At 64.4% G+C, this 25,259-nt stretch carries 32 protein-coding genes; 2 read left to right on the top strand and 30 right to left on the bottom strand.

The window, feature by feature from the left end; translation table 11 throughout:
- Nucleotides 1-101: 101 nt before the first annotated feature.
- The 6 genes from FXB38_RS08110 to FXB38_RS08085 form a co-directional block, all read right to left on the bottom strand.
- The gene (locus tag FXB38_RS08110; RefSeq protein WP_148750359.1) at nucleotides 102-365 is read right to left on the bottom strand and encodes an EscU/YscU/HrcU family type III secretion system export apparatus switch protein; all 264 of its coding nucleotides are present in this window, start codon (nucleotides 363-365) and stop codon (nucleotides 102-104) included.
- Entirely contained in the window at nucleotides 362-1,987 is a 1,626-nt protein-coding gene (fliK, locus tag FXB38_RS08105; protein WP_187434740.1) for a flagellar hook-length control protein FliK, read from the bottom strand. Before fliK ends, FXB38_RS08110 begins: the two co-directional genes overlap by 4 nt.
- A gap of 54 nt (nucleotides 1,988-2,041) precedes the next feature.
- On the bottom strand, nucleotides 2,042-2,836 hold the full coding sequence (locus tag FXB38_RS08100) for an ATP12 family chaperone protein (protein WP_148750358.1): 795 nt from the start codon (nucleotides 2,834-2,836) through the stop codon (nucleotides 2,042-2,044).
- 312 nt (nucleotides 2,837-3,148) lie between these two features.
- Nucleotides 3,149-4,363, bottom strand: a complete 1,215-nt coding sequence (locus FXB38_RS08095) for an RluA family pseudouridine synthase (RefSeq protein WP_148750357.1) — start codon at nucleotides 4,361-4,363, stop codon at nucleotides 3,149-3,151.
- Between the two features lie 52 nt (nucleotides 4,364-4,415).
- The gene (locus FXB38_RS08090; RefSeq protein ID WP_148750356.1) at nucleotides 4,416-5,750 is read right to left on the bottom strand and encodes a replication-associated recombination protein A; all 1,335 of its coding nucleotides are present in this window, start codon (nucleotides 5,748-5,750) and stop codon (nucleotides 4,416-4,418) included.
- Nucleotides 5,747-7,153, bottom strand: a complete 1,407-nt coding sequence (locus FXB38_RS08085) for a DegQ family serine endoprotease (RefSeq protein ID WP_187434739.1) — start codon at nucleotides 7,151-7,153, stop codon at nucleotides 5,747-5,749. Before FXB38_RS08085 ends, FXB38_RS08090 begins: the two co-directional genes overlap by 4 nt.
- Nucleotides 7,154-7,466: 313 nt before the next feature.
- Here FXB38_RS08085 and FXB38_RS08080 point away from each other — a divergent pair, with 313 nt between their 5' ends.
- Nucleotides 7,467-9,083 carry an OprO/OprP family phosphate-selective porin gene (locus tag FXB38_RS08080; RefSeq protein ID WP_148750355.1) on the top strand — a complete coding sequence of 539 codons (1,617 nt, stop codon included), beginning with the start codon at nucleotides 7,467-7,469 and terminating at the stop codon, nucleotides 9,081-9,083.
- A 39-nt stretch (nucleotides 9,084-9,122) separates the two neighbouring features.
- Here the strand turns inward: FXB38_RS08080 and FXB38_RS08075 are convergent, their stop codons facing one another.
- Nucleotides 9,123-9,509: a winged helix-turn-helix transcriptional regulator gene (locus tag FXB38_RS08075; protein WP_148750354.1), complete on the bottom strand. Its 387-nt coding sequence runs from the start codon at nucleotides 9,507-9,509 to the stop codon at nucleotides 9,123-9,125.
- 121 nt (nucleotides 9,510-9,630) lie between these two features.
- Between FXB38_RS08075 and FXB38_RS08070 the strand changes: the two genes are divergently transcribed.
- Nucleotides 9,631-10,644: a zinc-binding alcohol dehydrogenase family protein gene (locus tag FXB38_RS08070; protein ID WP_148750353.1), complete on the top strand. Its 1,014-nt coding sequence runs from the start codon at nucleotides 9,631-9,633 to the stop codon at nucleotides 10,642-10,644.
- 110 nt (nucleotides 10,645-10,754) lie between these two features.
- On the opposite strand, the gene hisC is transcribed toward FXB38_RS08070, so the two are convergent.
- The 23 genes from hisC to rplP form a co-directional block, all read right to left on the bottom strand.
- A complete protein-coding gene (gene hisC, locus FXB38_RS08065; protein ID WP_148750352.1) occupies nucleotides 10,755-11,813 on the bottom strand; it encodes a histidinol-phosphate transaminase in 1,059 nt (352 codons plus the stop codon).
- Between the two features lie 12 nt (nucleotides 11,814-11,825).
- A complete protein-coding gene (locus FXB38_RS08060; protein ID WP_148750351.1) occupies nucleotides 11,826-13,127 on the bottom strand; it encodes a chloride channel protein in 1,302 nt (433 codons plus the stop codon).
- A 56-nt stretch (nucleotides 13,128-13,183) separates the two neighbouring features.
- Nucleotides 13,184-13,480 carry a DUF1330 domain-containing protein gene (locus tag FXB38_RS08055; protein ID WP_148750350.1) on the bottom strand — a complete coding sequence of 99 codons (297 nt, stop codon included), beginning with the start codon at nucleotides 13,478-13,480 and terminating at the stop codon, nucleotides 13,184-13,186.
- A 9-nt stretch (nucleotides 13,481-13,489) separates the two neighbouring features.
- On the bottom strand, nucleotides 13,490-14,278 hold the full coding sequence (locus tag FXB38_RS08050; protein WP_148750349.1) for an SDR family NAD(P)-dependent oxidoreductase: 789 nt from the start codon (nucleotides 14,276-14,278) through the stop codon (nucleotides 13,490-13,492).
- Nucleotides 14,279-14,542: 264 nt separating this feature from the next.
- A complete protein-coding gene (gene rplQ, locus FXB38_RS08045) occupies nucleotides 14,543-14,959 on the bottom strand; it encodes a 50S ribosomal protein L17 (RefSeq protein ID WP_148750348.1) in 417 nt (138 codons plus the stop codon).
- Nucleotides 14,960-15,103: 144 nt separating this feature from the next.
- Nucleotides 15,104-16,135: a DNA-directed RNA polymerase subunit alpha gene (locus tag FXB38_RS08040; protein WP_148750347.1), complete on the bottom strand. Its 1,032-nt coding sequence runs from the start codon at nucleotides 16,133-16,135 to the stop codon at nucleotides 15,104-15,106.
- 112 nt (nucleotides 16,136-16,247) lie between these two features.
- The gene (gene rpsK / locus FXB38_RS08035; RefSeq protein WP_007603045.1) at nucleotides 16,248-16,637 is read right to left on the bottom strand and encodes a 30S ribosomal protein S11; all 390 of its coding nucleotides are present in this window, start codon (nucleotides 16,635-16,637) and stop codon (nucleotides 16,248-16,250) included.
- Nucleotides 16,638-16,768: 131 nt separating this feature from the next.
- Complete coding sequence (rpsM, locus tag FXB38_RS08030; protein WP_148750346.1) at nucleotides 16,769-17,137, bottom strand: 30S ribosomal protein S13; 369 nt, start codon at nucleotides 17,135-17,137, stop codon at nucleotides 16,769-16,771.
- A gap of 186 nt (nucleotides 17,138-17,323) precedes the next feature.
- A complete protein-coding gene (locus FXB38_RS08025) occupies nucleotides 17,324-18,190 on the bottom strand; it encodes an adenylate kinase (protein WP_148750345.1) in 867 nt (288 codons plus the stop codon).
- 274 nt (nucleotides 18,191-18,464) lie between these two features.
- Nucleotides 18,465-19,796, bottom strand: a complete 1,332-nt coding sequence (secY, locus tag FXB38_RS08015; protein WP_148750343.1) for a preprotein translocase subunit SecY — start codon at nucleotides 19,794-19,796, stop codon at nucleotides 18,465-18,467.
- A 150-nt stretch (nucleotides 19,797-19,946) separates the two neighbouring features.
- The gene (rplO, locus tag FXB38_RS08010) at nucleotides 19,947-20,432 is read right to left on the bottom strand and encodes a 50S ribosomal protein L15 (protein WP_148750342.1); all 486 of its coding nucleotides are present in this window, start codon (nucleotides 20,430-20,432) and stop codon (nucleotides 19,947-19,949) included.
- A 75-nt stretch (nucleotides 20,433-20,507) separates the two neighbouring features.
- Nucleotides 20,508-20,702, bottom strand: a complete 195-nt coding sequence (gene rpmD / locus FXB38_RS08005; RefSeq protein ID WP_148750341.1) for a 50S ribosomal protein L30 — start codon at nucleotides 20,700-20,702, stop codon at nucleotides 20,508-20,510.
- Between the two features lie 25 nt (nucleotides 20,703-20,727).
- On the bottom strand, nucleotides 20,728-21,318 hold the full coding sequence (gene rpsE, locus FXB38_RS08000) for a 30S ribosomal protein S5 (RefSeq protein ID WP_148750340.1): 591 nt from the start codon (nucleotides 21,316-21,318) through the stop codon (nucleotides 20,728-20,730).
- A gap of 44 nt (nucleotides 21,319-21,362) precedes the next feature.
- Nucleotides 21,363-21,725 (bottom strand): 50S ribosomal protein L18, encoded by a 363-nt coding sequence (gene rplR, locus FXB38_RS07995; RefSeq protein WP_027535305.1) that lies wholly within the window; start codon nucleotides 21,723-21,725, stop codon nucleotides 21,363-21,365.
- An 11-nt stretch (nucleotides 21,726-21,736) separates the two neighbouring features.
- Complete coding sequence (gene rplF / locus FXB38_RS07990; protein ID WP_148750339.1) at nucleotides 21,737-22,270, bottom strand: 50S ribosomal protein L6; 534 nt, start codon at nucleotides 22,268-22,270, stop codon at nucleotides 21,737-21,739.
- Between the two features lie 16 nt (nucleotides 22,271-22,286).
- Nucleotides 22,287-22,685 (bottom strand): 30S ribosomal protein S8, encoded by a 399-nt coding sequence (gene rpsH, locus FXB38_RS07985; RefSeq protein ID WP_027535303.1) that lies wholly within the window; start codon nucleotides 22,683-22,685, stop codon nucleotides 22,287-22,289.
- A gap of 14 nt (nucleotides 22,686-22,699) precedes the next feature.
- Nucleotides 22,700-23,005: a 30S ribosomal protein S14 gene (rpsN, locus tag FXB38_RS07980; protein ID WP_057745473.1), complete on the bottom strand. Its 306-nt coding sequence runs from the start codon at nucleotides 23,003-23,005 to the stop codon at nucleotides 22,700-22,702.
- A 46-nt stretch (nucleotides 23,006-23,051) separates the two neighbouring features.
- Nucleotides 23,052-23,609, bottom strand: a complete 558-nt coding sequence (rplE, locus tag FXB38_RS07975; RefSeq protein ID WP_148750338.1) for a 50S ribosomal protein L5 — start codon at nucleotides 23,607-23,609, stop codon at nucleotides 23,052-23,054.
- On the bottom strand, nucleotides 23,602-23,916 hold the full coding sequence (rplX, locus tag FXB38_RS07970; protein WP_027535300.1) for a 50S ribosomal protein L24: 315 nt from the start codon (nucleotides 23,914-23,916) through the stop codon (nucleotides 23,602-23,604). Before rplX ends, rplE begins: the two co-directional genes overlap by 8 nt.
- Entirely contained in the window at nucleotides 23,916-24,284 is a 369-nt protein-coding gene (gene rplN, locus FXB38_RS07965; RefSeq protein WP_027535299.1) for a 50S ribosomal protein L14, read from the bottom strand. Before rplN ends, rplX begins: the two co-directional genes overlap by 1 nt.
- An 83-nt stretch (nucleotides 24,285-24,367) precedes the next feature.
- Nucleotides 24,368-24,616 (bottom strand): 30S ribosomal protein S17, encoded by a 249-nt coding sequence (gene rpsQ / locus FXB38_RS07960; protein ID WP_027535298.1) that lies wholly within the window; start codon nucleotides 24,614-24,616, stop codon nucleotides 24,368-24,370.
- 13 nt (nucleotides 24,617-24,629) lie between these two features.
- On the bottom strand, nucleotides 24,630-24,836 hold the full coding sequence (gene rpmC, locus FXB38_RS07955; RefSeq protein WP_027535297.1) for a 50S ribosomal protein L29: 207 nt from the start codon (nucleotides 24,834-24,836) through the stop codon (nucleotides 24,630-24,632).
- 5 nt (nucleotides 24,837-24,841) lie between these two features.
- The gene (rplP, locus tag FXB38_RS07950; RefSeq protein ID WP_148750337.1) at nucleotides 24,842-25,255 is read right to left on the bottom strand and encodes a 50S ribosomal protein L16; all 414 of its coding nucleotides are present in this window, start codon (nucleotides 25,253-25,255) and stop codon (nucleotides 24,842-24,844) included.
- Between the last annotated feature and the right edge of the window lie 4 nt (nucleotides 25,256-25,259).

The following is a 25,259-nucleotide window of genomic DNA, read 5'->3' as shown; positions in this document are numbered from 1 at the left end:
CGAGCGCAGCGAAGCAATCCAGAATCTTTCCGCGGAGGGACTCTGGATTGCTTCGCTGCGCTCGCAATGACGCGCGGAGAGATGCGCGCCAGCTTCATGCGCTAGCGCACCCGCCCCGACAGCCGCAGCACGAATACGAGAACCTCAGCCACGGCCTTATAAAGATCAGGCGGAATCTCCTCGCCGAGCTCGATCTTGGAGAGCGCGCCGGCCAGGATCTCGTTCTCCTCGATCGGGATGTCGTGGGCTTTTGCGATCTCGACGATCTTGGCGCCGATCGTGCCCTTGCCCTTGGCGACGACAACAGGCGCGCCGCTGCCCTTCTCGTAGTGCAGCGCGATTGCAAGCTTGGACTCCTCGCTCATGTGGCGCGATCCAGGAAATGCCCGGCACGCGCCGGCGGTGCTTGCGGCGGCGTGCCGTCGCGCACGACGATATCGCCGGGCTTGAGCTCGGCTTTGGTCAGCGCCTGATTGAGCTCGCCGATCCCGGCGCGGAGTTGCTGTGCCGTCGCCGGCCGCTCGGCCCACATCCGCACGAGGGTCTTGTCACCGTTGAGCGTGATCAGCGCGTGCACGGGTCCGCTCGGCTCGACATTGAGCGTGAAGCGTGCGCGCCAGGCGCGCTTGGCGGGATCGGCCTGCTCGTTGCCGCCGTCGCGCGAGATCTCGAACTGCGCCATCGCGGTGCCCTGCGCCGTCGCAAACGGAATCTCGAAATTCCATTGCGGCATGCTCGGATCGATGCGATGGCCGCTGGCATCGAGGCGGTCGGGCAGCGAGGCGACCTGCAGCAGCGTCTGCCGCGCGATCGCCGCATCGGTGTCGACGAGCAGACGATGTACGCTCGCGGCGAGCGGCGTGTTCGGCGTGAGCGATGGCGAGGCGACCGCTTGCGGCGCCGGCAACGCACCGCGAAACGGCGGTGGCGTCGTCGTACGCGCGGCCGCTTCGAAGGCGTGGCCGTCAGGTACGGCCTTGGTGGCGCCCGGCACATTGCCGGTCAGGCGCGGCAGGTTTTGCGTGACCTCTTGCAGCAGGCTCGCGGCAAGGCCTGCGGAGATCGTCCGCGGCAACGCCGCTTGCGGTGCGTCGATCATGTCGGCAAGCACGGCGGCCGCAACATTGGCGTTGCGCTGCATTTGCGGCGATTGGGCTATCTCTGCGTCAGGCAGCGGCGCTTGCACCGCTTCGCCTGCAGCTTGAGGCGGCGAGCTTTCGGCCTGCGGAGTAGTGACGGCGTTCGTCGCAACAGCAACGGCCTGTGTCGGTGGCGCGCTGGTCTCGAGCGTGCCTGATGTTGCGGCCAGCGTCTGGCGCAGCACCAGCAGCGCGGCCTTCAGGTCGGGCACCGCGCCTGACGGCGGCATCGTGCCTGCGGCAAGCGAGGCCTCGAGAAACAGGCCGGACTTCTGGAAGGCGGATTCGATATCGTCGCCACCGAGCACGGTGTTGAGCGGCGTCTGTTGCGCCAGCACATCGAGCACGGCCTGCTTCAGGCCATCAGGCAGATCGCTACCGGCCACGACGGAGGCCAGATTGGCGAACAGCGGTGCCTGGCTGCCCTGCTTGGTCACGGCCTCGGCCGATGCTGCGGTGACGGCGACCTGCTCGGTCGGCGTCAGGGGATTGCGGGCCGCCGTCGCGGATGGCGCAAGCGATGGGCTGTCGACCAGCGTGGCGGCAGTCGGCGTCAGCGTGACCTGATCGGCGCTCGCCTCGCCTGCTCCGTTGACCACAGCGAGACGAATCGTGCCGTCGTTCTGCGACACCGCGAGCTGGAGATTTTGCCCTGGGGTCAGCGACACCTCGGACATCACGTCCATCGACAGATTGGCGATCGCGATCCGCACCAGATTGTCGGCGAGCACGCTGACGACCCTGGCATCGACGACGCTGCCGGCCTGCAGCACAAGATCGGGCGTCGCCGCATCAGCCACGGGGCTGGCGGCACTGACGGGAACGATCGAGCTTATCGGCGTCGGCATCTCAGGGCCCAGGGCGTGCTGTTCCCACCCTAAGGTCCCCTCGTAAACCTCTCGTTAAGGACCTTTGGCCCCGGGTGGGTTCACGGCCGCCAGCACCGCGAAGGCGGCCTCGAAATCCCGCAAGCGCGTGGCCCGACGGGCGGCCGCCTCCTCGTCCATGCCCCACTGGTCGGTGTTCCAGTCCTCGTCGACATGGGCGGCGGCCCAGACCTGGCCGGCGTCACGCACGCCATGGGCCAGCGCCAGCGCCAGCAGAGCCGAGCCGGTCAGGGTCGTCACGATGTGGAGGGCGGCGACCGACCAGGCATCCCCCGGCAGCGCGGCGCGGGCGGCCCGGAGCGCCTCGTCCGGCTGCCTCACGTGCACGATCCCCTCGGACAGGATGAAATGCGCGCCCAGCGCCTCCGCGGCCCAGAACAGCACGGGGTCCCAATGCGCGGCCTCGCGCGCGACCAACCCCTCGGGGTGGCCGGCGCGATAGAACAGCAGATCGGTCTCGAAATATTTTGCGAGGTCATCGATGACAAGCTCGACGCGATCGACCACGCCCTCGACCACGCTGTTGGCGATCCGCGTCAGCGGCATGGTCACGGGATCGATCGCCTCGCCCTGCGCGGCCCATTCCGCGGCCACGGCATCGGCCAGCCCCCGCGCGGGGATCACCACCTGGCGGGCAGACGGCGTCCGGATCGGCTTGCCGTCGAGCGTGATAGCGAACCCGCCCTCGACCTCGGCGATGCCCACATCCTTGTAGAAGCGCTTGCGCCGCGGCGTCCGCGCGGACGCACGCGCCGATTCCCGCGGATCCGGCGGGGGTTGGCCGGCTGCTTCTTCGAACAATTCGCGCATGTGAGTTTTCGGTCTCCGCCGCTGAATGCAGGCTTTTGAAGTAAGATCGGCTTTTAAGGTAAGATCGGCGGCCGATAAAGCGAGCGGGCATGAGGGAACTTGCGGGCATTGTGGCGGACGTTTTTGGAGCAGTTTCGGAATTGAGAGGCTGGCTTTCGGTCGCAACCATAATCACCGCTGTCATGCCCCGCGCAGGCGGGGCATCCAGTACTCCGCGGCGGATGTGATGAGAGCGAGCTCGCTAAGGCCGGCCTCTGGAATACTGGATCGCCCGCCTTCTTCGCGGGCGATGACTGTGGCTAGCAGCGCTCCCTACTCCTCCGGCGCGTTCTCGATCGGATCGAACCGGCTCGCGTCCAGCCCAAGCAGATTCCACGACTGCTGCATGTGCGGCGGCAGCGGCGCGGTGGCATCGATGACGCCGCCGCGCGGGTGCGGGATGACGATCCGGCGCGCAAGCAGGTGCAGCCGGTTTTGCAGGCCGCCCGGCAGCTGCCAGTTCTCGATGTTGAAATATTTGGGATCGCCGACGATGGGATGGCCGATATGCTCCATGTGGGCGCGGAGCTGGTGGGTGCGCCCCGTCACCGGCTTCAGCGACACCCAGGTCAGCTTGTTGCCGGCGGTCTCGACCACCGCGTAGTACGTCACCGCGTGGCTCGCGCCCTCGTCGCCATGCTGGGCGATGCGCATGATGGTGTCGTCCTCGCTCTCCTCCTTCGCAAGGAAAGTCGAGATGCGGCCCTGCTTCGGCTTCGGCAGGCCCGGCACCAGCGCCCAATAGGTTTTCCGTGCCGAGCGCGAGCGGAACGCGCCGGTCAGATGCGAGGCGGCAAAACGCGTCTTGGCGATCAAAAGACAGCCCGACGTTTCCCTGTCGATACGGTGGACGAGCCGCGGCTTCTGGCCCTTGGAATCGCGCATCACCTCCAGCATCTGGTCGATGTGCCGCGTCATGCCCGAGCCGCCCTGCACCGCGAGGCCAGCGGGCTTGTTCAGCACGAGGACGTCGTCATCCTCGTAGATCGTCATCTCCTTCAGCGCGGCAAGGGTCTTTTGCGCAGCCTCCGACAGCTCGCCCACCGCCTTCGGCGTATCGAGCTTCAGCGGCGGAATGCGGACGCTCTGTCCCTCCTCAAGCCGGTCCTTGCTGTCGACGCGCTTGCCGTCGACGCGCAGCTCGCCTTTGCGAACAACGCGCTGGATGTGGGAGAACGACAGGCCGGGAAAGCGCGCTTCGAGAAAGCGATCGACGCGCATGTTGTTCTCATCGGCCGTCACCTTGACGGTCTGAACCTTGGTCGGCAGCAGCACCTCGACCGGCTTTACCGGCGCGGCCTGCTCCAGCTCCGCTTTGGGCGGCCGCCGCTCGGCGCGCTCGCCCGCAAAGCGCGGCGGCTTGGCGCCAAGCTTCCTGCCTGGACGCGGCCCAGCCTTGTTCGCGCTACGCGCCTTGAACGGACGCGATTCCTTGCGCTCGTCGCGCGAGCGGGGCTCTTGATTGGTTCTCTTGATACGGCGGCTCATGGTTGCCTGCGTACCCTAAAAGCCGGCTCCCGTCACGGCGAAATGGCCGATTCTAGCGCGAGCCCCGCTCCTTGCGCAGCTTGGCCCAGTAATCCAGCCGCTTGCGGATCTCCCGCTCGAAACCGCGCTCGGGCGGGTCGTAGAAGGTCTGGCGGCCCAAGGCTTCCGGGAAGTAGTCCTGGCCGGAGAAGGCGTCGGGGGCGTCGTGGTCGTATTCGTAAGCTGCGCCGTAGCCCTCCGACTTCATCAGCTTGGTCGGCGAGTTCAGGATGTGCTTGGGCGGCAGCAGCGAGCCGGCCTGTTTGGCGACCTGCATCGCCGTGCCGAAAGCGGTATAGACCGCGTTCGATTTCGGCGCGGTGGCGAGATAGACCACGGCCTGCGCGATCGCGAGCTCGCCCTCGGGATGGCCGAGGAAATCGAAGGCGTCCTTGGCGGCATTGGCGATGACGAGCGCCTGCGGATCGGCAAGGCCGATGTCCTCGACCGCCATGCGCACCACGCGACGCGCCAGGAACAGCGGATCCTCGCCGGCGTCTAACATCCGCGCGAGATAGTAGAGTGCGGCATCGGGATCGGAGCCGCGCACCGATTTATGCAGCGCCGAGATCAGATTGTAATGGCCGTCGGCCGACTTGTCGTAGATCGGCGCGCGGCGTTGCAGGATGTCCTGCAACTGCGCGGCATTGAACATCTCGTCCGCCCGCGCCGAGCGCCAGACCTCTTCGGCAAGCGTGAGCGCCGCGCGGCCGTCGCCATCGGCCATGCGCACCAGCACTGCGCGCGCCTCTTCATCGAGCGGCAACTTGCGGCCCTCGACCTCCTCGGCATGCGCGAACAGTTTTTCGATCGCGGCAGCGTCGAGCGAGCGAAACACCAGGACGCGCGCGCGGGACAGAAGCGCCGCATTGAGCTCGAAGGACGGGTTTTCGGTGGTGGCGCCGACCATGACGACGGTGCCGTCCTCCATCACCGGCAGAAACGAATCCTGCTGTGCGCGGTTGAAGCGATGCACCTCGTCGACGAACAAGAGCGTACCCTTGCCCATCTCGCGACGGGCACGCGCGGCGTCGAATGCTTTCTTCAAGTCCGCGACGCCGGAGAACACAGCCGAGATCTGCTCGAAATGCAGATCGGTCGCATCCGCCAACAGCCGCGCCACCGTGGTCTTGCCGGTGCCGGGCGGCCCCCAAAACACCAGCGAACCGAGCGTGCGCGTCTCCAGCATGCGCGTCAGCGCGCCGTCGGGGCCGAGGATGTGATCCTGGCCGACGACCTCCGACAGCGCGCGCGGCCGCAGCCGGTCCGGCAGCGGATGCGGGGCGTCGTGATCGAGCCCCGCCGCGGCAAAGAGAGTTGGCGTCTCCTGTGGTCGCTTCGGACTCATCCGCCCAGCGTGACGTTGATCTGCTGACCGCCGCGCACCAGCGTGATGCGCCAGAGCCGCTGGCTTACGGCCGCCGCCTTCTCGATATCGCCGGTCTTGCCGATCTTCTGGTTGTTGACGGCCAGGATGATGTCGCCCTTCTGGAAGCCGACACTCGCCGCCGCGCTGTCGCCGCCGAGATCGGTGATCACGACACCTTCGGTGTCGGCATCGAGATGCAGCTCATCGGCAAGCGCCGGCGTGATGGTCGAGACCTTGGCGCCCTGGAACGGCGAGCGCGCGGTGAGAACGAGTTCGTTGCGGCCGATATCCGGCGCAGTCTCGAGCGCGATCGCCAGCTTGAGCGGCTTGCCGCCGCGCTGCACGTCGATCTGCGCCGTGCCGCCGAGCGGACGGGTGGCAAAGCGGTAGTCAAACGCGTTGGGATCGTCCACGGCCTGGCCGTCGATCCCGGTGATAAGGTCGGAGGATTTCAACCCCGCCTTGGCTGCAGGACCGTTGGGAACGACGCTTGCGACCAGCGCGCCGGTCGGCGAGCGTAAGCCGAGGCTCTCGGCAATCTCCGGCGTCACCGCCTGCAGCTTCGCACCGAGCCATGGCCGCTTCACCGCCGTGCCGCCGCTCTTGGCGGAGGCGACGACGACGCGCACCATATTGGCGGGGATCGCAAAGCCGATGCCTTGCGAGCCGCCGGAGCGCGAGTAGATCGCGGTGTTGATGCCGGCAAGCCGGCCGTTCATGTCGACCAGCGCGCCGCCGGAATTGCCAGGATTGATCGCGGCGTCGGTCTGGATGAAGAACTGGTAGTCGGTGATACCGACCTGCGTGCGCGCGAGCGCCGAGATGATGCCGTGGGTCACGGTCTGGCCGACGCCGAAGGGGTTGCCGATCGCCATGACGACGTCGCCGACCATCAGCTCATCCGAGTTGGTGAATTCGAGCGCTGGAAACTTTTCCTTGCTATCCTTCAGACGCAGCACCGCGAGATCGCTGCGGGAGTCCTTCAGCACGATCTCCGCCTCGAACTCGCGCTTGTCCGACAGCGACACCCTCACCTGGTCGGCGCCCTCGATGACGTGGACGTTGGTGACGACGAGTCCGGAGGAATCGACGATCACGCCCGAACCCAGCGACCGCTGCACCTGCTCCTGCTGCTGGCCCGGCACGCCGAAGAAGCGGCGGAAGATCGGGTCGTCCAGCAGCGGATTGCGGTTCTGCACCACCTTGGCAGCATAGACGTTGACGACCGCCGGCTGCACCCGCTGCACGATCGGCGCATAGGACAGCCGCAACTCGGCCGGCGACGACGGGACACGACGGTCCTGCGCCGCAGCCGGATAGAAGTGGGCCGAAAAGGCTATGCACAATGCCGTGACGACGGCGGTCCGGTTCGCTCGAAACATTCCTACCTCTTGGAAAAGACGCCAGAATATAGGCGCGTTCGCCCCCCAATAGAAGGGCGCCGGGCGGCAATATTCGGCCCTGTCCCGGTGTGTCCGGCCTGCAAGCCTTCGTGCAAAATCGCAAGCCGCCTGGCGCGACAGATTGGCATGACGCGCATCATCCAGCATTCTATGCCGCGGTGGATTCGGTTGCGACGAATTTGCACCAGTGGGAACCACGCAACCGGAGCGTAGCGTCGCGGGGCAGTCATCGATCGTTCTTAGGCTCTCCCGTTACGACTTGGGGAAGATCGTCAAACGATGGAGTCATGACGTGAGCAGGACAAGAATAACAGCCGCGGCGATTGGTCTCGCCGGTGCGCTGGCGGGCTCGCAGGCCCAGGCCCAATCGGCAAGCAACAGCGATCAGGAGATCGCGCTCCTGAAGCAGCAGCTGAAGATGCTGGAGCAGAAGCTCGACAAGCTCCAGAACCAGACTGCCGCGAACACGGCGGCCGCCGCGAAAGCCAGAGCGGAGGCGAAGGCTGAAGCGAAAGCCGAAGCACGCTCCGAGGCGAAGGCCGTCGTGGCCAATGCCAATGCGGCGTTTCCGGTCAAGGGCGCGCCGCCGACAGCCGGCGTGATCGTGACGATGCCGAACAACCGGCCGACCATCTGCACATCCGACGGGGCGAACTGCGTTGCCATCACCGGCCGCGTCCACTGGGATGTCGGCGGCTACGACTATCGTCCCAACACGGCGTCAACCGTCCCGCAGAAGCTCGACAGCGGCGAGAATGTCCGTCGCGCACGCATTGGCCTCGCCGGCAAATTCTTCAACGACTGGAATTTCGCGCTGGTCTACGACTTCGGCGGCTCGTCCGACGGTTTTGGCGGCGCAGCGCCCGGCTCGCTGCCGGGCGGCGGCGTCTCCGGCCTGGAGAATGCCTATCTCAGCTACACCGGCCTGAAGCCGTTCGGCGGCCGGATGGCCATCGAGGCCGGCATCATGGACCTGCCGTACACGTTGGACGAAGCCACGAGCTCCAACGACATCATGTTCATGGAGCGCGCCTCGCCCGGCGTGGTCGCGACCAACATCGCTGCAGGCGACTTCCGCTCCGCGGCGGGCGCGCGCTGGTTCAACGACCAGCTCTGGATCGGCGGCTATGTCACGGGACCGTCGACCGGCGCGATTCATTCCGCCTCGAGCGCGGCACCGGCGGGAACGAGCGAGCAATATGGCGCGGTGGCGCGTATTGCCGGCAACCCGATCAGCGGCAAGGACTACTCGGTGCATATCGGCGCCGACGCGCAATGGCTGATCCAGCCGCCGCGCAATCTCATTGCCAACACGCAGACAGTCACGCTCAGCGACCGTCCGGAATTGCGTCTCGACCCGACGACGCTGGTGTCGACCGGTGCGATTGCCAATGTCTCGGGCGCTCAGGTCTACAGCGTAGAGGCGGCCGCGACCTACGGACCGCTGATCCTCCAGGGCGAGTATTTCTGGTACAATGTCGACCGCACCGCCAATACCGGCGTGCCACTGGTCGGCGCGCCGAGCCTGAAATTCCAGGGCGGTTACGCGCAGGCCGGCTACGTGCTGACGGGCGAGACTCACACTTACAACGCTGCCAACGCCGCTTATAACGGCGTCAAGCCGGCGCATCCGTTCTCGCTCGACGGCGGCGGCTGGGGCGCGTGGGAAATCGCGGGACGCTTCTCGACGATCGACCTCAATGATCAGCTTGCGAGCGCCAACGGCGTCGCGGGTGGGCGCCAGAACGTCTACACGCTTGCGCTCAACTGGTACGTCAACGGTAACATCCGCTTCATGCTCGATTACCTGCATGGCACCGTCTCCAAACAGACGCTGCCGCCGACTGCATTCGCGAATACGGGCTCGAACTTCGACGCCGTGGCAATGCGCACGCAGTTCGCCTTCTGACGCGATCAATTCCGGGGGCGGCGTGGCCGCTCCCGGAAGTTAAGCAGCGCGCTTCGGCTTCTTGACGACGGGCTCGACCTTAGCCGCCGGCGCGCAGGACAGCCGCTCCTGATGGCCCTCACCCCACGCTTTCAGAGTGTCGATCACTGGGCGCAAGCTTTCGCCGAGTTCAGACAGCGTGTATTCCACCCGCGGCGGCACTTCGGCATAGACCTTGCGGATGACAAGCTTGTCCTCCTCCAGCGCGCGAAGCTGTTTTGTCAGCATGCGCTGGGTGATGCCGGGCATCATGCGACGCAGTTCGCCAAAGCGCTGGGTACCGTTCTGGAGGTGATAGAGGATCACGCCCTTCCACTTGCCGTCGATCAGATCCAGCGTCGCCTCGACCGAGCAGCCGGGACGACGGGTAAAATCTCGTCGTTTCATGCGTGCTTTCCCAATAGTATCCATACAGGGACTATATCCCCGAATTTACAGTACTTGCCAAATGGGAGCCAGGGCGACAGTTAGAGCGGCAGGCGAATACGCCATCTGATGGAGACAAGCCATGAAGGCCGTCGGCTACAAGAAATCGCTACCGATCGAGGATCAGGACGCGCTGATCGATTTCGAGGCCACCAAACCGGAACCGAAGGGGCGCGACATCCGCGTCACGGTGAAGGCGATCTCGGCCAATCCGGTCGACTACAAGGTGCGCAAGCGCGCCGCCCCGCCCGAGGGCGAGACCAAGATTTTGGGCTACGACACGGCCGGCGTGGTCGACGCGGTCGGGCCCGACGTCACGCTGTTCAAGCCGGGCGACGAGGTGTTTTACGCGGGCTCGATTCAACGCCAGGGCACCAACTCCGAATTCCATCTGGTCGACGAGCGCATTGTCGGCAACAAGCCGAAGTCGCTCTCGTTCGCGCAGGCCGCCGCCCTTCCCCTCACCTCCATCACCGCGTGGGAATTGCTGTTCGACCGCCTCGGCGCCGTGCCCGGCAAGAGCGTCGATCCGCGCACGCTGCTGATCACCGGCGGCGCCGGCGGTGTCGGCTCGATCCTTGTCCAGTTCGCGCGCCGCCTCACCGGCCTCACCGTGGTTGCGACAGCAACACGGCCGGAGTCGCAAAAATGGTGCCTCGATCTCGGCGCACATGCGGTGATCGACCACGGCAAGCCGATGAAGGAGCAGATCGAGAAGCTGAAGCTGCCGCCGGTCGCTCTAGTGGCGAGCCTCACCTTCACCGAGCAGCACTACAAATCGATCGCCGAATTCATGGCGCCGCAGGGCAAGTTTGGCCTGATCGACGATCCCGCGGAGTTCACCGTGAGCGCATTCAAAGGCAAGGCGATCTCGGTGCACTGGGAATCGATGTTCACGCGCTCCTCATTCCAGACGCCTGACATGATCGCGCAGCATCATCTGCTCAACGACGTCGCCGACCTCATCGACAAGGGCGTCTTGCGCACCACGCTCGACCAGACCTTTGGCACGATCAACGCGGCCAACCTCAAGCGCGCGCATGCGCTGCTCGAGAGCGGCAAGTCGCGCGGCAAGATCGTGCTGGAGGGGTGGTAGATTTAGGCCTCGTAGGGTGGGCAAAGGCGCGCTTGCGCCGTGCCCACCATCTCGCAACACACAATCAAGATGGTGGGCACGCTTCGCTTTGCCACCCTACGATTTCACGGTCAGGCCACTATCCGCGACAAGGCCGACAACAGCCGGTCGATCTGCTCATCCGTGCCGACGGTGATCCGCAAAAAATCCGAGATGCGGGGAGCTGTAAAGTGGCGAACGATCACCGCCCGCTCCCGCAGCGCTGCCGCGAGCACGGCACCCTCATGGGCGGGATGGCGCGCGAAGACGAAGTTGGCCAGGGACGGCAGCACCTCGAAGCCAGCTCGCTTCAGTCCGCGGGTCAGCCGCTCCCTGCCCTCGATCACGCGAACGCGGCCCTGCTGGAAATAGGCTTCGTCCTCCAGCGAGGCGATGGCGCCGGCCTGAGCGGGCCGGCCGAGCGGATAGGAATTGAAGCTGTCCTTCACGCGTGTCAGCCCATCGATCAGATCGGCATCGCCGATCGCATATCCGACCCGTAGCCCTGCCAGCGCGCGCGACTTGGACATGGTCTGCACGACCAGGAGATTCCGATGGGACGCAACCAGCGGAATCGCGGTCTCGGCGCCGAAATCGACATAGGCCTCGTCGACGACGACAGGCACATCCGAATGCTGCTCCAGCAGTGTCTTGATCTCGGTGCGAGACAGCGCGATCCCCGTCGGCGCGTTCGGATTTGGGACGATGATCGCGCCGGCCGGCCGACGGTAATCGGCGATGCGGATCTGCATGGCCTGGTCGAGCGGCACGGTCTCGTAGGCGATGCCGAACAGCCGGCAGTAGACCGGGTAGAAACTGTAGGTGATCTCGGGAAACAGCAGCGGGGCATCATGCTTCAGCAGGGCGACGAAGGCATGGGCCAGCACCTCGTCCGAGCCGTTGCCGACGAACACCTGCTCGGGTCTCACACCATGATAGGTGGCCAGGGCGGCCCGCAGCGCGGTCGCCTGCGGGTCCGGATAAAGACGCAGGGTATCGGCTGCCGCGTCGCGGATCGCCTCCAGCGCACGCGGAGAGGGACCGAGCGGGTTTTCATTGGTGTTCAGCTTGACCAGGTCCGCGATGCGAGGCTGTTCGCCCGGCACGTAGGGCTTCAAATCATGCGTCAAGCTGCTCCAGAAACGGCTCATCTTGCTTCCCCCTCACGCGGACGCGTCGCCCCGCTCGACGAAGCCTTTGGCGAGCGCGTGATAGATACCCTCCTCGCAGATCATCCGCGAGACGAAATGCGCGATCAGCGCGGCCGCCATCAACGGCACGACCATGCCGTGATTGTCCGTCATCTCGGTCACGATCACGAAGGCGGTGATCGGCGCCTGCACGACGCCGGCGAAATACGAGACCATGCCGAGCAGCATGATCGCACCGAGCGGCGCGTCGTGGAACAACGCGGCGATATTGCTGCCGATCCCGGCGCCGACGGCGAGCGACGGCGAAAAGATGCCGCCCGGTATACCGCTGATCGCGGCAAAGGTGGTGGCCAGGAGCTTGAGAACCCCGAAGTCTCGCGGCAGCGGCGTGCCGTGATCCAGCGCCTCCCTCACCTGCACATAACCCGTGCCATAGATCGTGTCGCCCGACATCAGGCCGCAAATCGCGACAGCGAGGCCGCAAGCAAATGCAAACCAGAGCGGGTGGCCCTTGATCGCGCGTCCGAGCGGGTTCTTGAAACCGCGCGCCATGGCAATGACAACGCGGCTGAACAGGCCGCCCGCGAGGCCGCCGACCACGCCGCAAAGCGGAACGGCCAGCCAGTCGGCGCCACGCGCCAGCGACATCGCGCTGCTGCCGAAATAGGCGTAATTACCTGATAGAGCGAGCGACGTCAGGCCGGCCGCGATGACGGCTGCAATGATGAGGCTGGATGTACGGGTCTCAAAAGCGCGGCTCATCTCCTCGATGCCGAAGACGATTCCCGCAAGCGGCGTGTTGAAGGCCGCGGCCACGCCGGCGGCGGCACCCGCCAGAATCAGCCCGGGCTGGCGGCGTGGCGAGACCCGGCCGAGCGCGAACATGATGGAAGCGCCGACCTGAACGGTCGGCCCTTCCCGCCCCACGGAGCCGCCGCACAGGAGCCCGAACAGGGTGAGGATCATCTTGCCGATCGCGATCCGGATCGAGACCAGGCTCTCGCGCGCCGCCTGATCGGTCAGATGCCGCGCGGCGATCGCCTGCGGAATGCCGCTGCCCTGCGCGTTCGGGAATAGACGGATGGTCAGATAGGCCGATAGCATAAAGCCAAGCGGCGTCACCGCCAGTACGGCATAGCGCGACTTGGCCAGAAGGAGCACAAAGGCGTGCTGGGCGAGATCGGCAAGCTGCGCCAGCGCCACCGCCGCAGCGCCGACGGCGATCCCGCCAAGCAGAAAGATCGCCCGCCGCTGCCATCGCGCGGATGTCAGCCTGAACAGGCGTTTGTGACGGGTCGAGAGGGGCCAGAGCATGTAACCCCGTTTTAGCCGGTCGCGCTCCGAATTGAAGCGGCAAGTGGGCAGACCAGCTAGGCCGGGATCACGCCCTCGACGAACAACAGTCGCCGCTCCAGCGCCGTCTGCCGCAGCTTCAGCGCCGCGGCATATTCCGGCGAGGCGTACCATTCGCGCGCGCGGGCCATCGAGGGAAACTCCACGATGATGATAGTCTTGGACGGCGGGCCGCCCTCCAGCACTTCGGCCGGACCGCCGCGGACGAGATAGCACCCGCCATATTGCGCGATGGTTTGGGCCGCGAGCGTGCGATAGGCCTCCATAGCAGCCTGATCGCGTACCTCCACCTCGGAGATCACATAGGCCGACACAGGCGGGCCTCACGCGATGGTGTTGACGATGCCGCCTTCCGCGCGCAGCGCCGCGCCATTGGTTGCGGATGCCTCCTTCGAGGCGACATAGACCACCATGTTGGCGATCTCGTCGACGCTGGCGAAGCGCTGGAGCAGCGAGCTCGGGCGATGCTGCTTGACGAAATTGGCCGCGGCTTCGTCGACCGACTGACCGTTCTGCTTGGCGAGATCCTTCACGAAGGTCGCGACGCCTTCCGACATGGTCGGACCCGGCAGCACGGAATTGACGGTAACGCCGGTGCCGCGGGTGAGCTGCGCGAGACCCCGCGCGACCGAGAGCTGCGCGGTCTTGGTCGTGCCGTAGTGAATCATCTCGACGGGAATGTTGAGCCCGGATTCCGAGGAGATGAAGACGATTCGGCCCCAGTTGCGCTTAAGCATTCCCTTCAGGTAAGCGCGCGACAGGCGAATGCCGCTCATGACGTTGACCTCGAAGAAGCGGCTCCAGTCCTCGTCCGGAATCTCGAAAAAGTCCTTTGGCTCGAAGATGCCGGCATTGTTGACGAGAATGTCGACCTCGGGCAGTGCCGCCACAAGCGCCTTGCAGCCCGAAGCAGTCGAGACGTCGGCGGCGATGCCGCGCACCCTGGCACCCGTCCCTTCCAGCTTGCGCACGGCCGCATCGACCTTGTCCTGGCCGCGCCCGTTGATCACCACGCTCGCGCCCGAGCCGGCGAGGCCCTTGGCGATGGCATGGCCGATGCCGGCGGTCGAGCCGGTCACGAGGGCGGTCTTTCCGGAAAGGTCGATGTTCATGCGTCGTCTCCGTTGATGTTGACGGAGATATTGGGCGTTGCCAGCGTCATGGCAATCAGCGATCACCGATGCGTGAGGCTCTGTCGCCGCAAGGACGCGCTTGTAGGGTGGGCAATGCGTAGCGTGCCCACCATGTCAGCACGGCGTGCGGATGGAATGGTGGGCACGGCGCGCGAAGAGCGCACCTTTGCCCACCCTACCGCTCACGTCATAAAAAAGCGGCGCCCGAAGGCGCCGCTGTCTCGAAACTCAGTACCGGCCGGCTTACGCCGCCTCGGCTTCCTTCGCCTGCACCGGACCGGAGTCCTGGCCCTTGGCATCGACGTCGCGGTCGACGAACTCGATCACGGCCATCGGCGCGTTGTCGCCATAGCGGAAGCCCGCCTTGATGATGCGGGTATAGCCGCCCTGGCGATCCTTGTAGCGGGGCGCCAGCACGTCGAACAGCTTCCTGACCTGGTCCTTGTCGCGCATCTCGGAGATGGCCTGGCGGCGCAGCGACAGCCCGCCCTTCTTGCCGAGGGTGACGAGCTTCTCGACGATCGGACGAAGCTCCTTGGCCTTGGGCAGCGTGGTGACGATCTGCTCGTGCTTGATCAGCGCGGCGCACATGTTCGCGAACATCGCGCGGCGATGCTCGGCGGTGCGGTTGAGCTTCCGATGAACCTTGCCGTGACGCATATGTCTATTCCTTAACGTATGAACTGCCGCGACGGTTCGTCGGACATGTTGCTCAGGTGGGCTGCCTGCGTTCGCCCGTGGTGGCGAGTAGCGAGTGGCGAGTAGCGAATTGTTTCCATTCGCAATTCGCCATTCCCTATTCGCCTAGTAGTGATCCTCGAAGCGCTTGGCGAGCTCGTCGATGTTCTCCGGCGGCCAGCCCGGCACTTCCATGCCGAGGTGCAGACCCATCTGGGCCAGCACTTCCTTGATCTCGTTCAGCGACTTGCGGCCGAAGTTCGGGGTGCGGAGCATTTCCGCTTCCGACTTCTGCACGAGGTCGCCGATATAGACGATGTTGTCGTTCTTCAAGCAGTTGGCCGAACGCACCGACAGCTCGAGCTCGTCCACCTTCTTGAGGAAGGCCGGGTTGAAGGCGAGATCCGGGATGATCTCCTGGGCGACTTCCTTGCGCGGCTCTTCGAAATTGACGAACACGTTGAGCTGATCCTGCAGGATGCGGGCGGCGTAAGCCACCGAGTCATCCGGCGTCAGCGCGCCGTTGGTCTCGATCGTCATGGTCAGCTTGTCGTAGTCGAGGATCTGGCCCTCACGGGTATTCTCGACCTTGTAGGAGACCTTGCGGACCGGCGAGTACAGGCTGTCGACCGGAATCAGGCCGATCGGAGCATCCTCGGGACGGTTGCGCTCGGCGGGCACGTAGCCCTTGCCGGTGGCAACCGTGAACTCCATGCGGATCTCGGCGCCCTCGTCGAGCGTGCAGATCTGCAAGTCGGGATTGAGCACGACGACGTCGCCGACGGTCTGGATGTCACCGGCAGTGACAGCGCCCGGGCCCTGCTTCTTCACGACCATGCGCTTGGGGCCTTCGCCCTGCATCCTGATCGCGATATCCTTGATGTTCAGCACGATGTCGGTGACGTCCTCGCGGACGCCGGCGATCGAGGAGAACTCGTGCAGCACGCCGTCGATGTGCACCGACTGCACCGCCGCGCCCTGGAGCGAGGAGAGCAGGATGCGGCGCAGCGCGTTGCCGAGCGTCTGGCCGAAACCGCGCTCGAGCGGCTCGGCAACGATGGTCGCGAAACGCGAGGAATCGCTGCCGGGCTGAATCTGGAGCTTGTTCGGCCGAATCAGTTCTTGCCAATTTTTCTGGATCGTCACTGTTTCACCCATACAGGCCAGTCGATTTGAAAATTCAAATACTGGCGTTGGAGAAAGGCCGCAGATCAAACCCGCGGCTTCTTAAAAAAAGCATCGCGGGCGACGATGCGCCCGCAAGTTCGTATCAGACGCGCCGACGCTTGCGCGGACGGCAGCCGTTGTGCGGGATCGTGGTCACGTCGCGGATCGAGGTGACGGTGAAGCCAGCAGCCTGCAGCGCGCGGAGCGCCGACTCACGGCCCGAACCGGGACCGGCGACTTCGACTTCCAGCGTGCGCATGCCGTGCTCCTGCGCCTTCTTCGACACGTCTTCGGCGGCAACCTGCGCGGCATACGGGGTCGACTTGCGCGAGCCCTTGAAGCCCATGGTGCCGGCGGAGGACCAGGCAATCGTGTTGCCCTGTGCGTCGGTGATGGTGATGGTCGTGTTGTTGAACGACGAGTTCACGTGCGCGACGCCGGAGGCGATGTTCTTGCGCTCACGACGACGAACGCGGGTGGCTTCCTTGCCCATAGACTACCTTTCCTGGAGATCTCAAACGCCGCCGTAATGCCAGCGGCTACACCTGTGGAGGCGAATGGTGAGTAGCGAATGGCGAATAGGGACCCTCCCTACTCGCCATTCGCCAAACCCTATTCGCCAGTTTACTTCTTCTTGCCGGCGATGGCCTTGGCCGGACCCTTGCGCGTACGCGCATTGGTGTGGGTCCGCTGACCGCGCACCGGCAGACCGCGACGATGACGCAGGCCGCGATAGCAGCCGAGGTCCATCAGACGCTTGATGTTGATGCCGACCTCACGACGCAGATCGCCCTCGACGAGATAGTCGCGGTCGATCACTTCGCGGATCTGGAGCACTTCAGCGTCGCTGAGCTGATTGACACGACGATCCGCGGGGATCTTCACCTTCTCCACGATCTCGCCAGCGATCTTCTCGCCGATGCCATGGATGTACTGAAGCGCGATCAGCACGCGCTTGTTGGTCGGAATGTTCACGCCGGCAATACGGGCCACGGCCTTCTCCTGTTGCCGATCCCTCGTCAGGAATCGGGCTTTAAGTGCTTGTGTTTCTCGGGCAGGTGTTCACAAACGCGAACACGACGCCCACCCCTGGTCTTCCTGGGGCCCGGCATCGTTTGAAACTATCCGACTTGGATGCGGGGCTTATTAAGGGATTCAGGGGGCTTTCGTCAACTGCCGCTAGCGTTTGGCTCGCTTTTTCGTGACCTTTTTTGGACTCTTCTTCGAACCTTTCTTGACGGCCTTTTTGACCGTTTTCTTGGCTGTCTTCTTGGCCGCCTTCTTGGCGCCCTTCACGGCCTTCTCGGCGGATTTAGCCGATTTAGCAGCCTTTTTGCCGGTTTTCGCCGGCTTTTGGGCTGCTTTCTTGGCTACCTTGGCCTTCTTCGCCCCCGTCTTGGCGGGTGCCGCCTTGGCCGCGCTGCGCGCATAGCTCTTGCCATGGGATTTGGGTTCGACCGCGCCGAGCGCCAGGAGCTGGCGGTGGATGGCGCGGGTGACCTCGTCGATGGCCATCATGCCGTCGATGGTGGAGAGCTTCCGACGCTCGGAATAGTAGTGAATCAGCGGTTCCGTCTGGCTGCGGTAGCTCGCTAACCGTTTGGTCAGCACCTCCGGGGTGTCGTCGACCCGGACCTCCTCCCCGCGCTCCCGCATCTGGGCGACGCGGGTCTCGACGCGGCTCAGCAGCGCGCTCTCGTTGACGCGGAGCTCGATCACCGCATCAAGCTTCATGTGCTTGTGCTTGAGAAGCTCGTCCAGCGCCTCGGCCTGCGGCACGGTGCGCGGGAAACCATCGAGGATGAAACCGTGCCTCGCGTCCGGCTGATCGATGCGGTCGGAGATGATTCCAACCACGACATCGTCGGGCACGAGCCCGCCGCTGGCCATGATCTCCTTGGCCTTCAGTCCGACAGGCGTTCCGGCTGCAACGGCTGCACGCAACATCTCACCGGTCGAGAGCTGGACGATGCCATAGCGCTGCACCAGCAGTTGCGCCTGGGTCCCCTTGCCCGATCCCGGCGGTCCCAGCAGGATAATTCTCATCGGCGTACGCCCCCCCGATTGGTGAGCGATACGTCGCGCACCTGTGTTTGAAGTTTGACAACAGTGCAAACCATAATCGGCGCCGCACCGCTACCCATATCATAGGGGAGCAAATGCCCGGACGCCAAGAACGCCTTTGAAATCAGTGATTGCGCTGCAGTGAGAGCAGCTCTGCCGATGCGACCGAATGACTGGCTGATCACCTCGGCGGGCGCCGCGCGTGACTCGCGCGGCGAATCGGCAGCACAGGCGTGCTGCCTCGAGAGGACGCGGCTTAGCGGCGGCGACCCCGGAGCTTCGACTTGCGGATCAGGCCCTCATACTGATGAGCCAGCAGATAGCCCTGCACCTGCGCAACCGTGTCCATGGTGACACTGACGACGATCAGCAGCGAGGTGCCGCCGAAGTAGAACGGCACCGAGGCGTAGGAGATCAGGATTTCCGGGATCAAGCAGACGATCGCCAGATAGATCGCGCCGAGCACCGTGACGCGCGACAGCACATAGTCGATATATTCCGCGGTGCGCTCGCCCGGACGGATGCCCGGGATGAAGCCGCCATGCTTCTTCAGATTGTCCGCGGTCTCGGTCGGGTTGAACACGATAGCGGTGTAGAAGAAGGCGAAGAACACGATCAGCGCGAGATAGAGAATCAGGAACAGCGGACGGCCGTGGCCGAGCTGGGTCGTGATCCACTGGAACCATTCCGGCCCACTGCCCGCGTTGAAGTTCGCAACCGTGGTCGGCAGCAACAGCAGCGAGGACGCGAAGATCGGCGGGATCACGCCGGAGGTGTTGAGCTTGAGCGGCAGATGCGAGGACTGCCCCTCGAACATCTTGTTGCCGACCTGGCGCTTCGGATACTGGATCAGAAGCCGGCGCTGGGCGCGCTCCATGAACACGATGAAGGCGATCACGGCGACCGCCATCACGATCACGACCAGGATCAGGCCGGTCGACATCGCGCCCTGACGGCCGAGCTCGAGCATGTTGGCGAGCGCCGAGGGCAGTTCGGCGACGATGCCGGCGAGGATGATCAGCGAAATGCCGTTACCGATGCCGCGCGAGGTGATCTGCTCCCCCAGCCACATCAGGAACATGGTGCCACCGGTCAGCGTGATCGCGGTGGACAGACGGAAGAACATGCCGGGATCGCTGACGACATTGCCGGCACCCTCGAGGCCGACCGCAATGCCATAGGACTGGAACGCGGCCAGGATCACGGTCAGATAGCGGGTGTACTGGTTCAGCAGTTTGCGGCCGGACTCACCTTCCTTCTTCAGCGCCTCGAGCTGCGGCGAAACGGTGGTCAGAAGCTGGATGATGATCGAGGCCGAGATGTACGGCATGATGTTCAGCGCGAAGATCGCCATGCGGTGGATGCCGCCGCCGGCGAACATGTTGAACATGCCGAGGATGCCGCCGGCTTGCGACTTGAACACCTGCTCCCAGATGTTGGGATCGATGCCGGGCAGCGGGATGTAGGTCCCGAGCCGATAAACGAGCAGCGCACCCAGGGTGAACCAGATGCGCTTCTTCAGCTCATCGGCCTTGGCAAACGCGCCGAAATTGAGGTTGGCTGCCAGTTGTTCCGCTGCTGAGGCCATATTGGACTTTCTCCCGCCGCCTTTTGCGCCGTCATACCCGCGGCCGGGCTATTTTAGCGGACGCCGGACATTATCTGGGGCTTCGGCTTCGATAAGTCCATCGTTCCGCATGCGCAAAGGCCCGCGAGGCGCGGGCCAATGACGCAGTTGTTACGCCGCCTCGCCCTCTTCCTTGGCAGGGGCCAGGATCTTCACCGAACCGCCGGCCTTCTCGACCGCTTCGACCGCGGTCTTCGAGGCGCCATGCACTTCGATGTTCAGCTTGGCCTTGAGCTCGCCGCGGCCGAGCAGCCGCAGGCCGCCCTTGGCGCGGCGCAGCACGCCAGCCTTCACCAGGGCCTCGACGTTCACGACGCTACCGGTGTCGAGCTTCTTGGCATCGACCGCATCCTGGAGCCGGTCGAGATTGATCTCGGCGTACTCGACGCGGAAGATGTTGTTGAAGCCGCGCTTGGGCAGACGGCGATGCATCGGCATCTGGCCGCCTTCGAAACCTTTGATGCGCACGCCCGAACGCGCGGTCTGGCCTTTGCCGCCGCGGCCGGACTGCTTGCCCTTGCCCGAACCGATGCCACGGCCGACGCGCATACGCTTCTTGCGCGAGCCGGCATTGTCGGCGATATCGCTGAGCTTCATCGCCCTGCTCCTTGTGTTTTGCGCATGATCTGGCCCGAAAACCGGTATCCACTTTTCGGGATCATGCGCGCAATTTTACTTCTCGTCGACGATGCGAACGAGATGGTGAACCTTTTCGATCATGCCGCGGATCGCCGGGGTATCCGGCAGTTCGCTGGTGCGGCCGATCTTGTTGAGCTTAAGCCCGATCAGCGTCGAACGCTGCGAGTGATGGCGGCGGATCGCGCTGCCGGTCTGCTCAACTTTGATCGTCTTTGCGGCCTTGGCCATCGTGGTCTACTCCGAAAAGCGTTCGTTAGTCCGCAGCCGCCTCGGCATCGCCGCCGACGCGACGACCCTGGAGGGTGGACACCTTGATGTTGCGGCGCGCCGCGACCGAACGCGGGCTGTCCTGGTGCTTCAGCGCATCGAAGGTCGCGCGAACCATGTTGTACGGGTTCGACGATCCGATCGACTTCGCCACCACGTCCTGGACGCCGAGCGTCTCGAACACGGCACGCATCGGACCGCCGGCGATGATGCCGGTACCGGCCGGAGCAGCACGCAGATAGACACGGCCCGCGCCATGACGGCCGGCGATGTCGTGATGCAGCGTACGGCCCTCGCGCAGCGACACGCGGGTCAGGTTGCGCTTGGCGGATTCCGTTGCCTTGCGGATCGCCTCAGGCACTTCGCGCGCCTTGCCGTGACCGAAGCCGGCACGGCCCTTCTGGTCGCCGATCACGACCAGCGCGGCGAAACCGAAGCGCTTGCCGCCCTTGACGACCTTGGCCACGCGGTTGATGTGGACGAGCTTGTCGACGAACTCGCTGTCGCGCTCCTCGCGCTGCTGACGGTCACGTCCGCCGCGTTGATCGCGTCCACCACGTTGTTCGCGTTCTGCCATTTTTCCAATCCTTCAGAAGCTTACGCCTCAATCCTCAAATTCTGTTAGAAGCTCAGCCCACTCTCACGCGCAGCGTCGGCCAATGCCTTGACGCGCCCGTGGTAGAGATAGCTGCCGCGATCGAACACGACTTCCTTGACGCCCTTCTCGGCGGCGCGCTCGGCCAGCAACTTGCCGACCGCCTTCGCCGCATCGATGTCGGCGCCGGTCTTGCCGCCGTCGCGCATCGACTTCTCGAGCGACGAGGCAGAGGCCAGCGTCTCGCCCTTCAGGTCGTCGATGACCTGGGCATAGATGTGCTTGGACGAGCGGAACACCGACAGACGCGGGCGGCCAGCACCGGAGCGGCGCAGCTTCAGCCGCACACTCCGCTTGCGCCGGGCATTTGTAACCTTGGCTTTGGACATGACCGGCTCCGTTACTTCTTCTTGCCTTCCTTGCGGAAGATGAATTCGCCAACATACTTCACGCCCTTGCCCTTGTAGGGCTCCGGCGGACGATAAGAGCGGATCTCGGCGGCGACCTGGCCGACGCGCTGGATGTCGCTGCCCGTCACCGTGATCTCGGTCGGCTTCGGCACGGTGATCGTGATCCCTTCAGGGATCGCATAGACCACGTCGTGGCTGTAACCGAGCGCGAGCTGCAGGTTCTTGCCCTGCATTGCGGCGCGATAACCGACGCCGGTGATTTCGAGCTTCTTCTCGAAGCCCTTGGTGACGCCTTCGACCAGATTTGCGACCTGGGCGCGAGCGGTGCCATACAAGGCGCGCGCGCGATTGGTCTCGACCCGCGGGTTCACCTTGATCTGGCCGCTCTCGAGCTTCACCTCGACGTCGTCATGGACGACGAACTGAAGCTGGCCCTTCGGCCCCTTCATCTTGACGGTCTGCCCGTCCACGGTCGCAGTCACACCGGACGGCACCGCAACAGGCCTTTTGCCAACACGTGACATGGATCAAAAATCCTTCTCAGAACACCGTGAAGAGGACTTCACCGCCCACGTTCGCTTCACGCGCACTGTGGTCGGCCATAATCCCCTTCGGCGTCGACAACACCGAAATACCGAGTCCGTTATTGACCCGCGGCAGGTTCTTCACCGAGGCGTAAACACGACGCCCGGGCTTGGAGACACGTTCGATCTCGCGGATGACGGGCTCGCCGTCGAAATACTTCAGCTCGATCTCGATCTCGCTGCGGCCCGAGGAGTGCTCGAGCGTGGCGTAACCGCGGATGTAGCCCTCGCTCTTGAGCACTTCGAGGACGTTCTCGCGCATCTTCGAGCCGGGCGTGGAGACCTTGCTCTTGGCACGCATCTGCGCGTTGCGGATGCGGGTGATCAGATCGCTGATTGGATCGTGCGTAGACATCTAAACGACCCTCCTTACCAGCTCGACTTCACGAGGCCCGGGACCATGCCCTTGGAGCCAAGGTCGCGCAGCGCGATACGGGACAGCTTGTTCTTGCGGTAGTTCGAGCGCGGGCGGCCCGACAGCTCGCAACGCAGACGGATGCGGGTGGCCGACGAATTGCGCGGCATTTCCGCCAGCTTCAGGGTCGCGGCGAACCGCTCTTCCATCGGCAGCGTCTTGTCGGCGATGATCGCCTTCAACCGCTCGCGCTTCGGGGCGGCGTTCTTCACCATCCGCTTGCGCCGGTTGTTCTTCTCGACTGAACTCTTCTTTGCCATGCTTGGCTCCTGGGTATCCGCGTTTGAGAGGCTTTAGGTCAGCGTCTCACTGCCGGAACGGGAAATTGAAAGCGGTCAACAAGGCCCTCGCCTCTTCGTCGGTCTTGGCCGTGGTGCAGACGGTGATGTCCATACCGCGGGCTTCCGAGACCTTGTCGAAGTCGATCTCGGGGAAAATGATGTGCTCCTTGATGCCGAGCGAGTAGTTGCCGCGACCGTCAAAGCTCTTCGGGTTCAGGCCGCGGAAGTCGCGGACGCGCGGCAGCGCGACCGTCACCAGGCGATCGATGAACTCGTACATGCGAGCCTTGCGCAGCGTGACCTTGCAGCCGATCGGCTGGTTCTCACGCAGCTTGAAGGTCGCGATCGCGATACGCGAGTAGGTCACGATCGCCTTCTGGCCGGCGATCTGGGTCAGCTCGGCAGCGGCGGTCTCGGCCTTCTTGCGGTCGTTGACGGAATCGCCAACACCCATGTTCAGCACGATCTTGTCCAGACGCGGAACCTGCATCACGTTCTCATAACCGAACTTCTCGGTCATCTCCGTGCGGATCTTCGCATCGTATTCCGCGCGCAGGCGCGGCGTGTAAGCGGCCTCAGCCATCGATCTCAGCTCCCGAGCGCTTGGCGATGCGGACTTTCTTGCCGTCCGCCAGAATCTTGAATCCGACGCGGGTCGGCTTTCCATCCTTGCCGACATACGCGATGTTGGACAGTTGGACCGGCGCCTCTTTCGAGATGATGCCGCCCTCCTGGGCCTGCGTCTGCTTCTGGTGACGCTTGACCATGTTGATGCCGCGCACCAGCGCGGTACCGGCGTCGGGACGCACCTCGAACACTTCGCCGGTGCGACCCTTGTCGCGGCCGGTCAGCATGACGACCTTGTCGCCCTTGCGGATCTTCGCAGCCATCACAGCACCTCCGGCGCGAGCGAGATGATCTTCATGTGGTTCTTGCCACGCAGCTCGCGCGGCACGGGCCCGAAGATACGGGTGCCGATCGGCTCGGACTGGTTGTTGATCAGGACGGCGGCGTTGCGGTCGAAGCGGATGACCGAACCGTCGGCGCGGCGGATGTCCTTGCGGACACGCACCACGACGGCCTTCATCACGTCGCCCTTCTTCACCTTGCCACGCGGAATCGCTTCCTTGATCGAGACGACAATGATGTCGCCGATCGTGGCGTAGCGGCGCTTCGAGCCCCCGAGCACCTTGATACACATGACACGGCGTGCGCCAGAATTATCGGCCACGTCGAGGTTGGTCTGCATCTGAATCATTGATGCACCTCGTCCTCTTCTCTTTGCGCCAGCCTAGCCGGCGCTCAACATTTCCCTGAAGTCAGTCGGCCAAGGCCAACAGATCAGGCGCTTTTCTTGTGCTCGCCCCGGATCACGATCCAGGACTTCAACTTCGAGATCGGCTTCGATTCCTCGATCCAAACCATGTCGCCCGGCTTGAACTCGTTGTTCTCGTCGTGCGCGTGGTAGTTCTTCGAACGGCGGATCGTCTTCTTGTAGATCGGGTGCGTGAAGCGGCGATCGACGCGCACCACGACGGTCTTGGCAGTCTTGTCGCTGACGACCACGCCTTGCAAAGTACGTTTCGGCATATCCGTTAGCCCCTTACTTCTTCTTCGCGCGCGCTTGCGCAGCGACGGTCTTGATCCGGGCGATGTCACGACGGGCCTCGCGCAGGCGCGAGGTGTTCTCGAGCTGCCCGGTGGCACGCTGGAAGCGCAGGTTGAAGCGCTCCTTCTTCAGGTTCAGGACGGCGTCGTCCTGCTGGTCGGGGCTCATCGCGCGGATGTCTTCGATCTTCATCTGGGCCATGGCCATTACTCCGCAATGCGCTCGACGAAGCGCGTCTTGATCGGCAGCTTGGCGGCCGCCAGCGTCAGCGCCTCACGCGCCGTCTGGGTGTTGACGCCGTCGATCTCGAACAGCACCCTGCCCGGCTTGACACGCGCGACCCACAGTTCCGGCGCACCCTTGCCGGAGCCCATGCGGACTTCGGCGGGCTTCTTCGACACCGGAACGTCGGGGAACACGCGGATCCAGACCCGACCGGCACGCTTCATGTGGCGGGTCAGCGCGCGGCGGGCGGCTTCAATCTGACGCGCGGTGACGCGCTCAGGCTCGGTCGCCTTCAGGCCGAACTGGCCGAACGCCAACGTCGCGCCCGAAGTCGCAACGCCGTGAATGCGGCCCTTATGCGCCTTCCGGAACTTCGTTTTCTTAGGTTGCATCATGGCT

Source organism: Bradyrhizobium cytisi (assembly GCF_008123515.1).
In the GTDB taxonomy this organism is placed as follows: Bacteria; Pseudomonadota; Alphaproteobacteria; order Rhizobiales; family Xanthobacteraceae; genus Bradyrhizobium; species Bradyrhizobium cytisi.
Note: the sequence above shows the minus strand (reverse complement) of the source record. Positions and strands in the feature narration are given on the sequence as shown.

Coding starts and splice junctions, on each gene's coding strand:
- FXB38_RS08110 (WP_148750359.1), bottom strand. CDS start 365: ATGAGCGAGGAGTCCAAGCTTGCAATCGCGCTGCACTACGAGAAGGGC.
- fliK (WP_187434740.1), bottom strand. CDS start 1,987: ATGCCGACGCCGATAAGCTCGATCGTTCCCGTCAGTGCCGCCAGCCCC.
- FXB38_RS08100 (WP_148750358.1), bottom strand. CDS start 2,836: ATGCGCGAATTGTTCGAAGAAGCAGCCGGCCAACCCCCGCCGGATCCG.
- FXB38_RS08095 (WP_148750357.1), bottom strand. CDS start 4,363: ATGAGCCGCCGTATCAAGAGAACCAATCAAGAGCCCCGCTCGCGCGAC.
- FXB38_RS08090 (WP_148750356.1), bottom strand. CDS start 5,750: ATGAGTCCGAAGCGACCACAGGAGACGCCAACTCTCTTTGCCGCGGCG.
- FXB38_RS08085 (WP_187434739.1), bottom strand. CDS start 7,153: ATGTTTCGAGCGAACCGGACCGCCGTCGTCACGGCATTGTGCATAGCC.
- FXB38_RS08075 (WP_148750354.1), bottom strand. CDS start 9,509: ATGAAACGACGAGATTTTACCCGTCGTCCCGGCTGCTCGGTCGAGGCG.
- FXB38_RS08070 (WP_148750353.1), top strand. CDS start 9,631: ATGAAGGCCGTCGGCTACAAGAAATCGCTACCGATCGAGGATCAGGAC.
- hisC (WP_148750352.1), bottom strand. CDS start 11,813: ATGAGCCGTTTCTGGAGCAGCTTGACGCATGATTTGAAGCCCTACGTG.
- FXB38_RS08060 (WP_148750351.1), bottom strand. CDS start 13,127: ATGCTCTGGCCCCTCTCGACCCGTCACAAACGCCTGTTCAGGCTGACA.
- FXB38_RS08050 (WP_148750349.1), bottom strand. CDS start 14,278: ATGAACATCGACCTTTCCGGAAAGACCGCCCTCGTGACCGGCTCGACC.
- rplQ (WP_148750348.1), bottom strand. CDS start 14,959: ATGCGTCACGGCAAGGTTCATCGGAAGCTCAACCGCACCGCCGAGCAT.
- FXB38_RS08040 (WP_148750347.1), bottom strand. CDS start 16,135: ATGGGTGAAACAGTGACGATCCAGAAAAATTGGCAAGAACTGATTCGG.
- rpsK (WP_007603045.1), bottom strand. CDS start 16,637: ATGGGCAAGGAAGCCACCCGCGTTCGTCGTCGTGAGCGCAAGAACATC.
- FXB38_RS08025 (WP_148750345.1), bottom strand. CDS start 18,190: ATGAGAATTATCCTGCTGGGACCGCCGGGATCGGGCAAGGGGACCCAG.
- secY (WP_148750343.1), bottom strand. CDS start 19,796: ATGGCCTCAGCAGCGGAACAACTGGCAGCCAACCTCAATTTCGGCGCG.
- rplO (WP_148750342.1), bottom strand. CDS start 20,432: ATGAAGCTCAGCGATATCGCCGACAATGCCGGCTCGCGCAAGAAGCGT.
- rpmD (WP_148750341.1), bottom strand. CDS start 20,702: ATGGCCAAGGCCGCAAAGACGATCAAAGTTGAGCAGACCGGCAGCGCG.
- rpsE (WP_148750340.1), bottom strand. CDS start 21,318: ATGGCAGAACGCGAACAACGTGGTGGACGCGATCAACGCGGCGGACGT.
- rplR (WP_027535305.1), bottom strand. CDS start 21,725: ATGTCCAAAGCCAAGGTTACAAATGCCCGGCGCAAGCGGAGTGTGCGG.
- rplF (WP_148750339.1), bottom strand. CDS start 22,270: ATGTCACGTGTTGGCAAAAGGCCTGTTGCGGTGCCGTCCGGTGTGACT.
- rpsH (WP_027535303.1), bottom strand. CDS start 22,685: ATGTCTACGCACGATCCAATCAGCGATCTGATCACCCGCATCCGCAAC.
- rpsN (WP_057745473.1), bottom strand. CDS start 23,005: ATGGCAAAGAAGAGTTCAGTCGAGAAGAACAACCGGCGCAAGCGGATG.
- rplE (WP_148750338.1), bottom strand. CDS start 23,609: ATGGCTGAGGCCGCTTACACGCCGCGCCTGCGCGCGGAATACGATGCG.
- rplX (WP_027535300.1), bottom strand. CDS start 23,916: ATGGCTGCGAAGATCCGCAAGGGCGACAAGGTCGTCATGCTGACCGGC.
- rplN (WP_027535299.1), bottom strand. CDS start 24,284: ATGATTCAGATGCAGACCAACCTCGACGTGGCCGATAATTCTGGCGCA.
- rpsQ (WP_027535298.1), bottom strand. CDS start 24,616: ATGCCGAAACGTACTTTGCAAGGCGTGGTCGTCAGCGACAAGACTGCC.
- rpmC (WP_027535297.1), bottom strand. CDS start 24,836: ATGGCCCAGATGAAGATCGAAGACATCCGCGCGATGAGCCCCGACCAG.
- rplP (WP_148750337.1), bottom strand. CDS start 25,255: ATGATGCAACCTAAGAAAACGAAGTTCCGGAAGGCGCATAAGGGCCGC.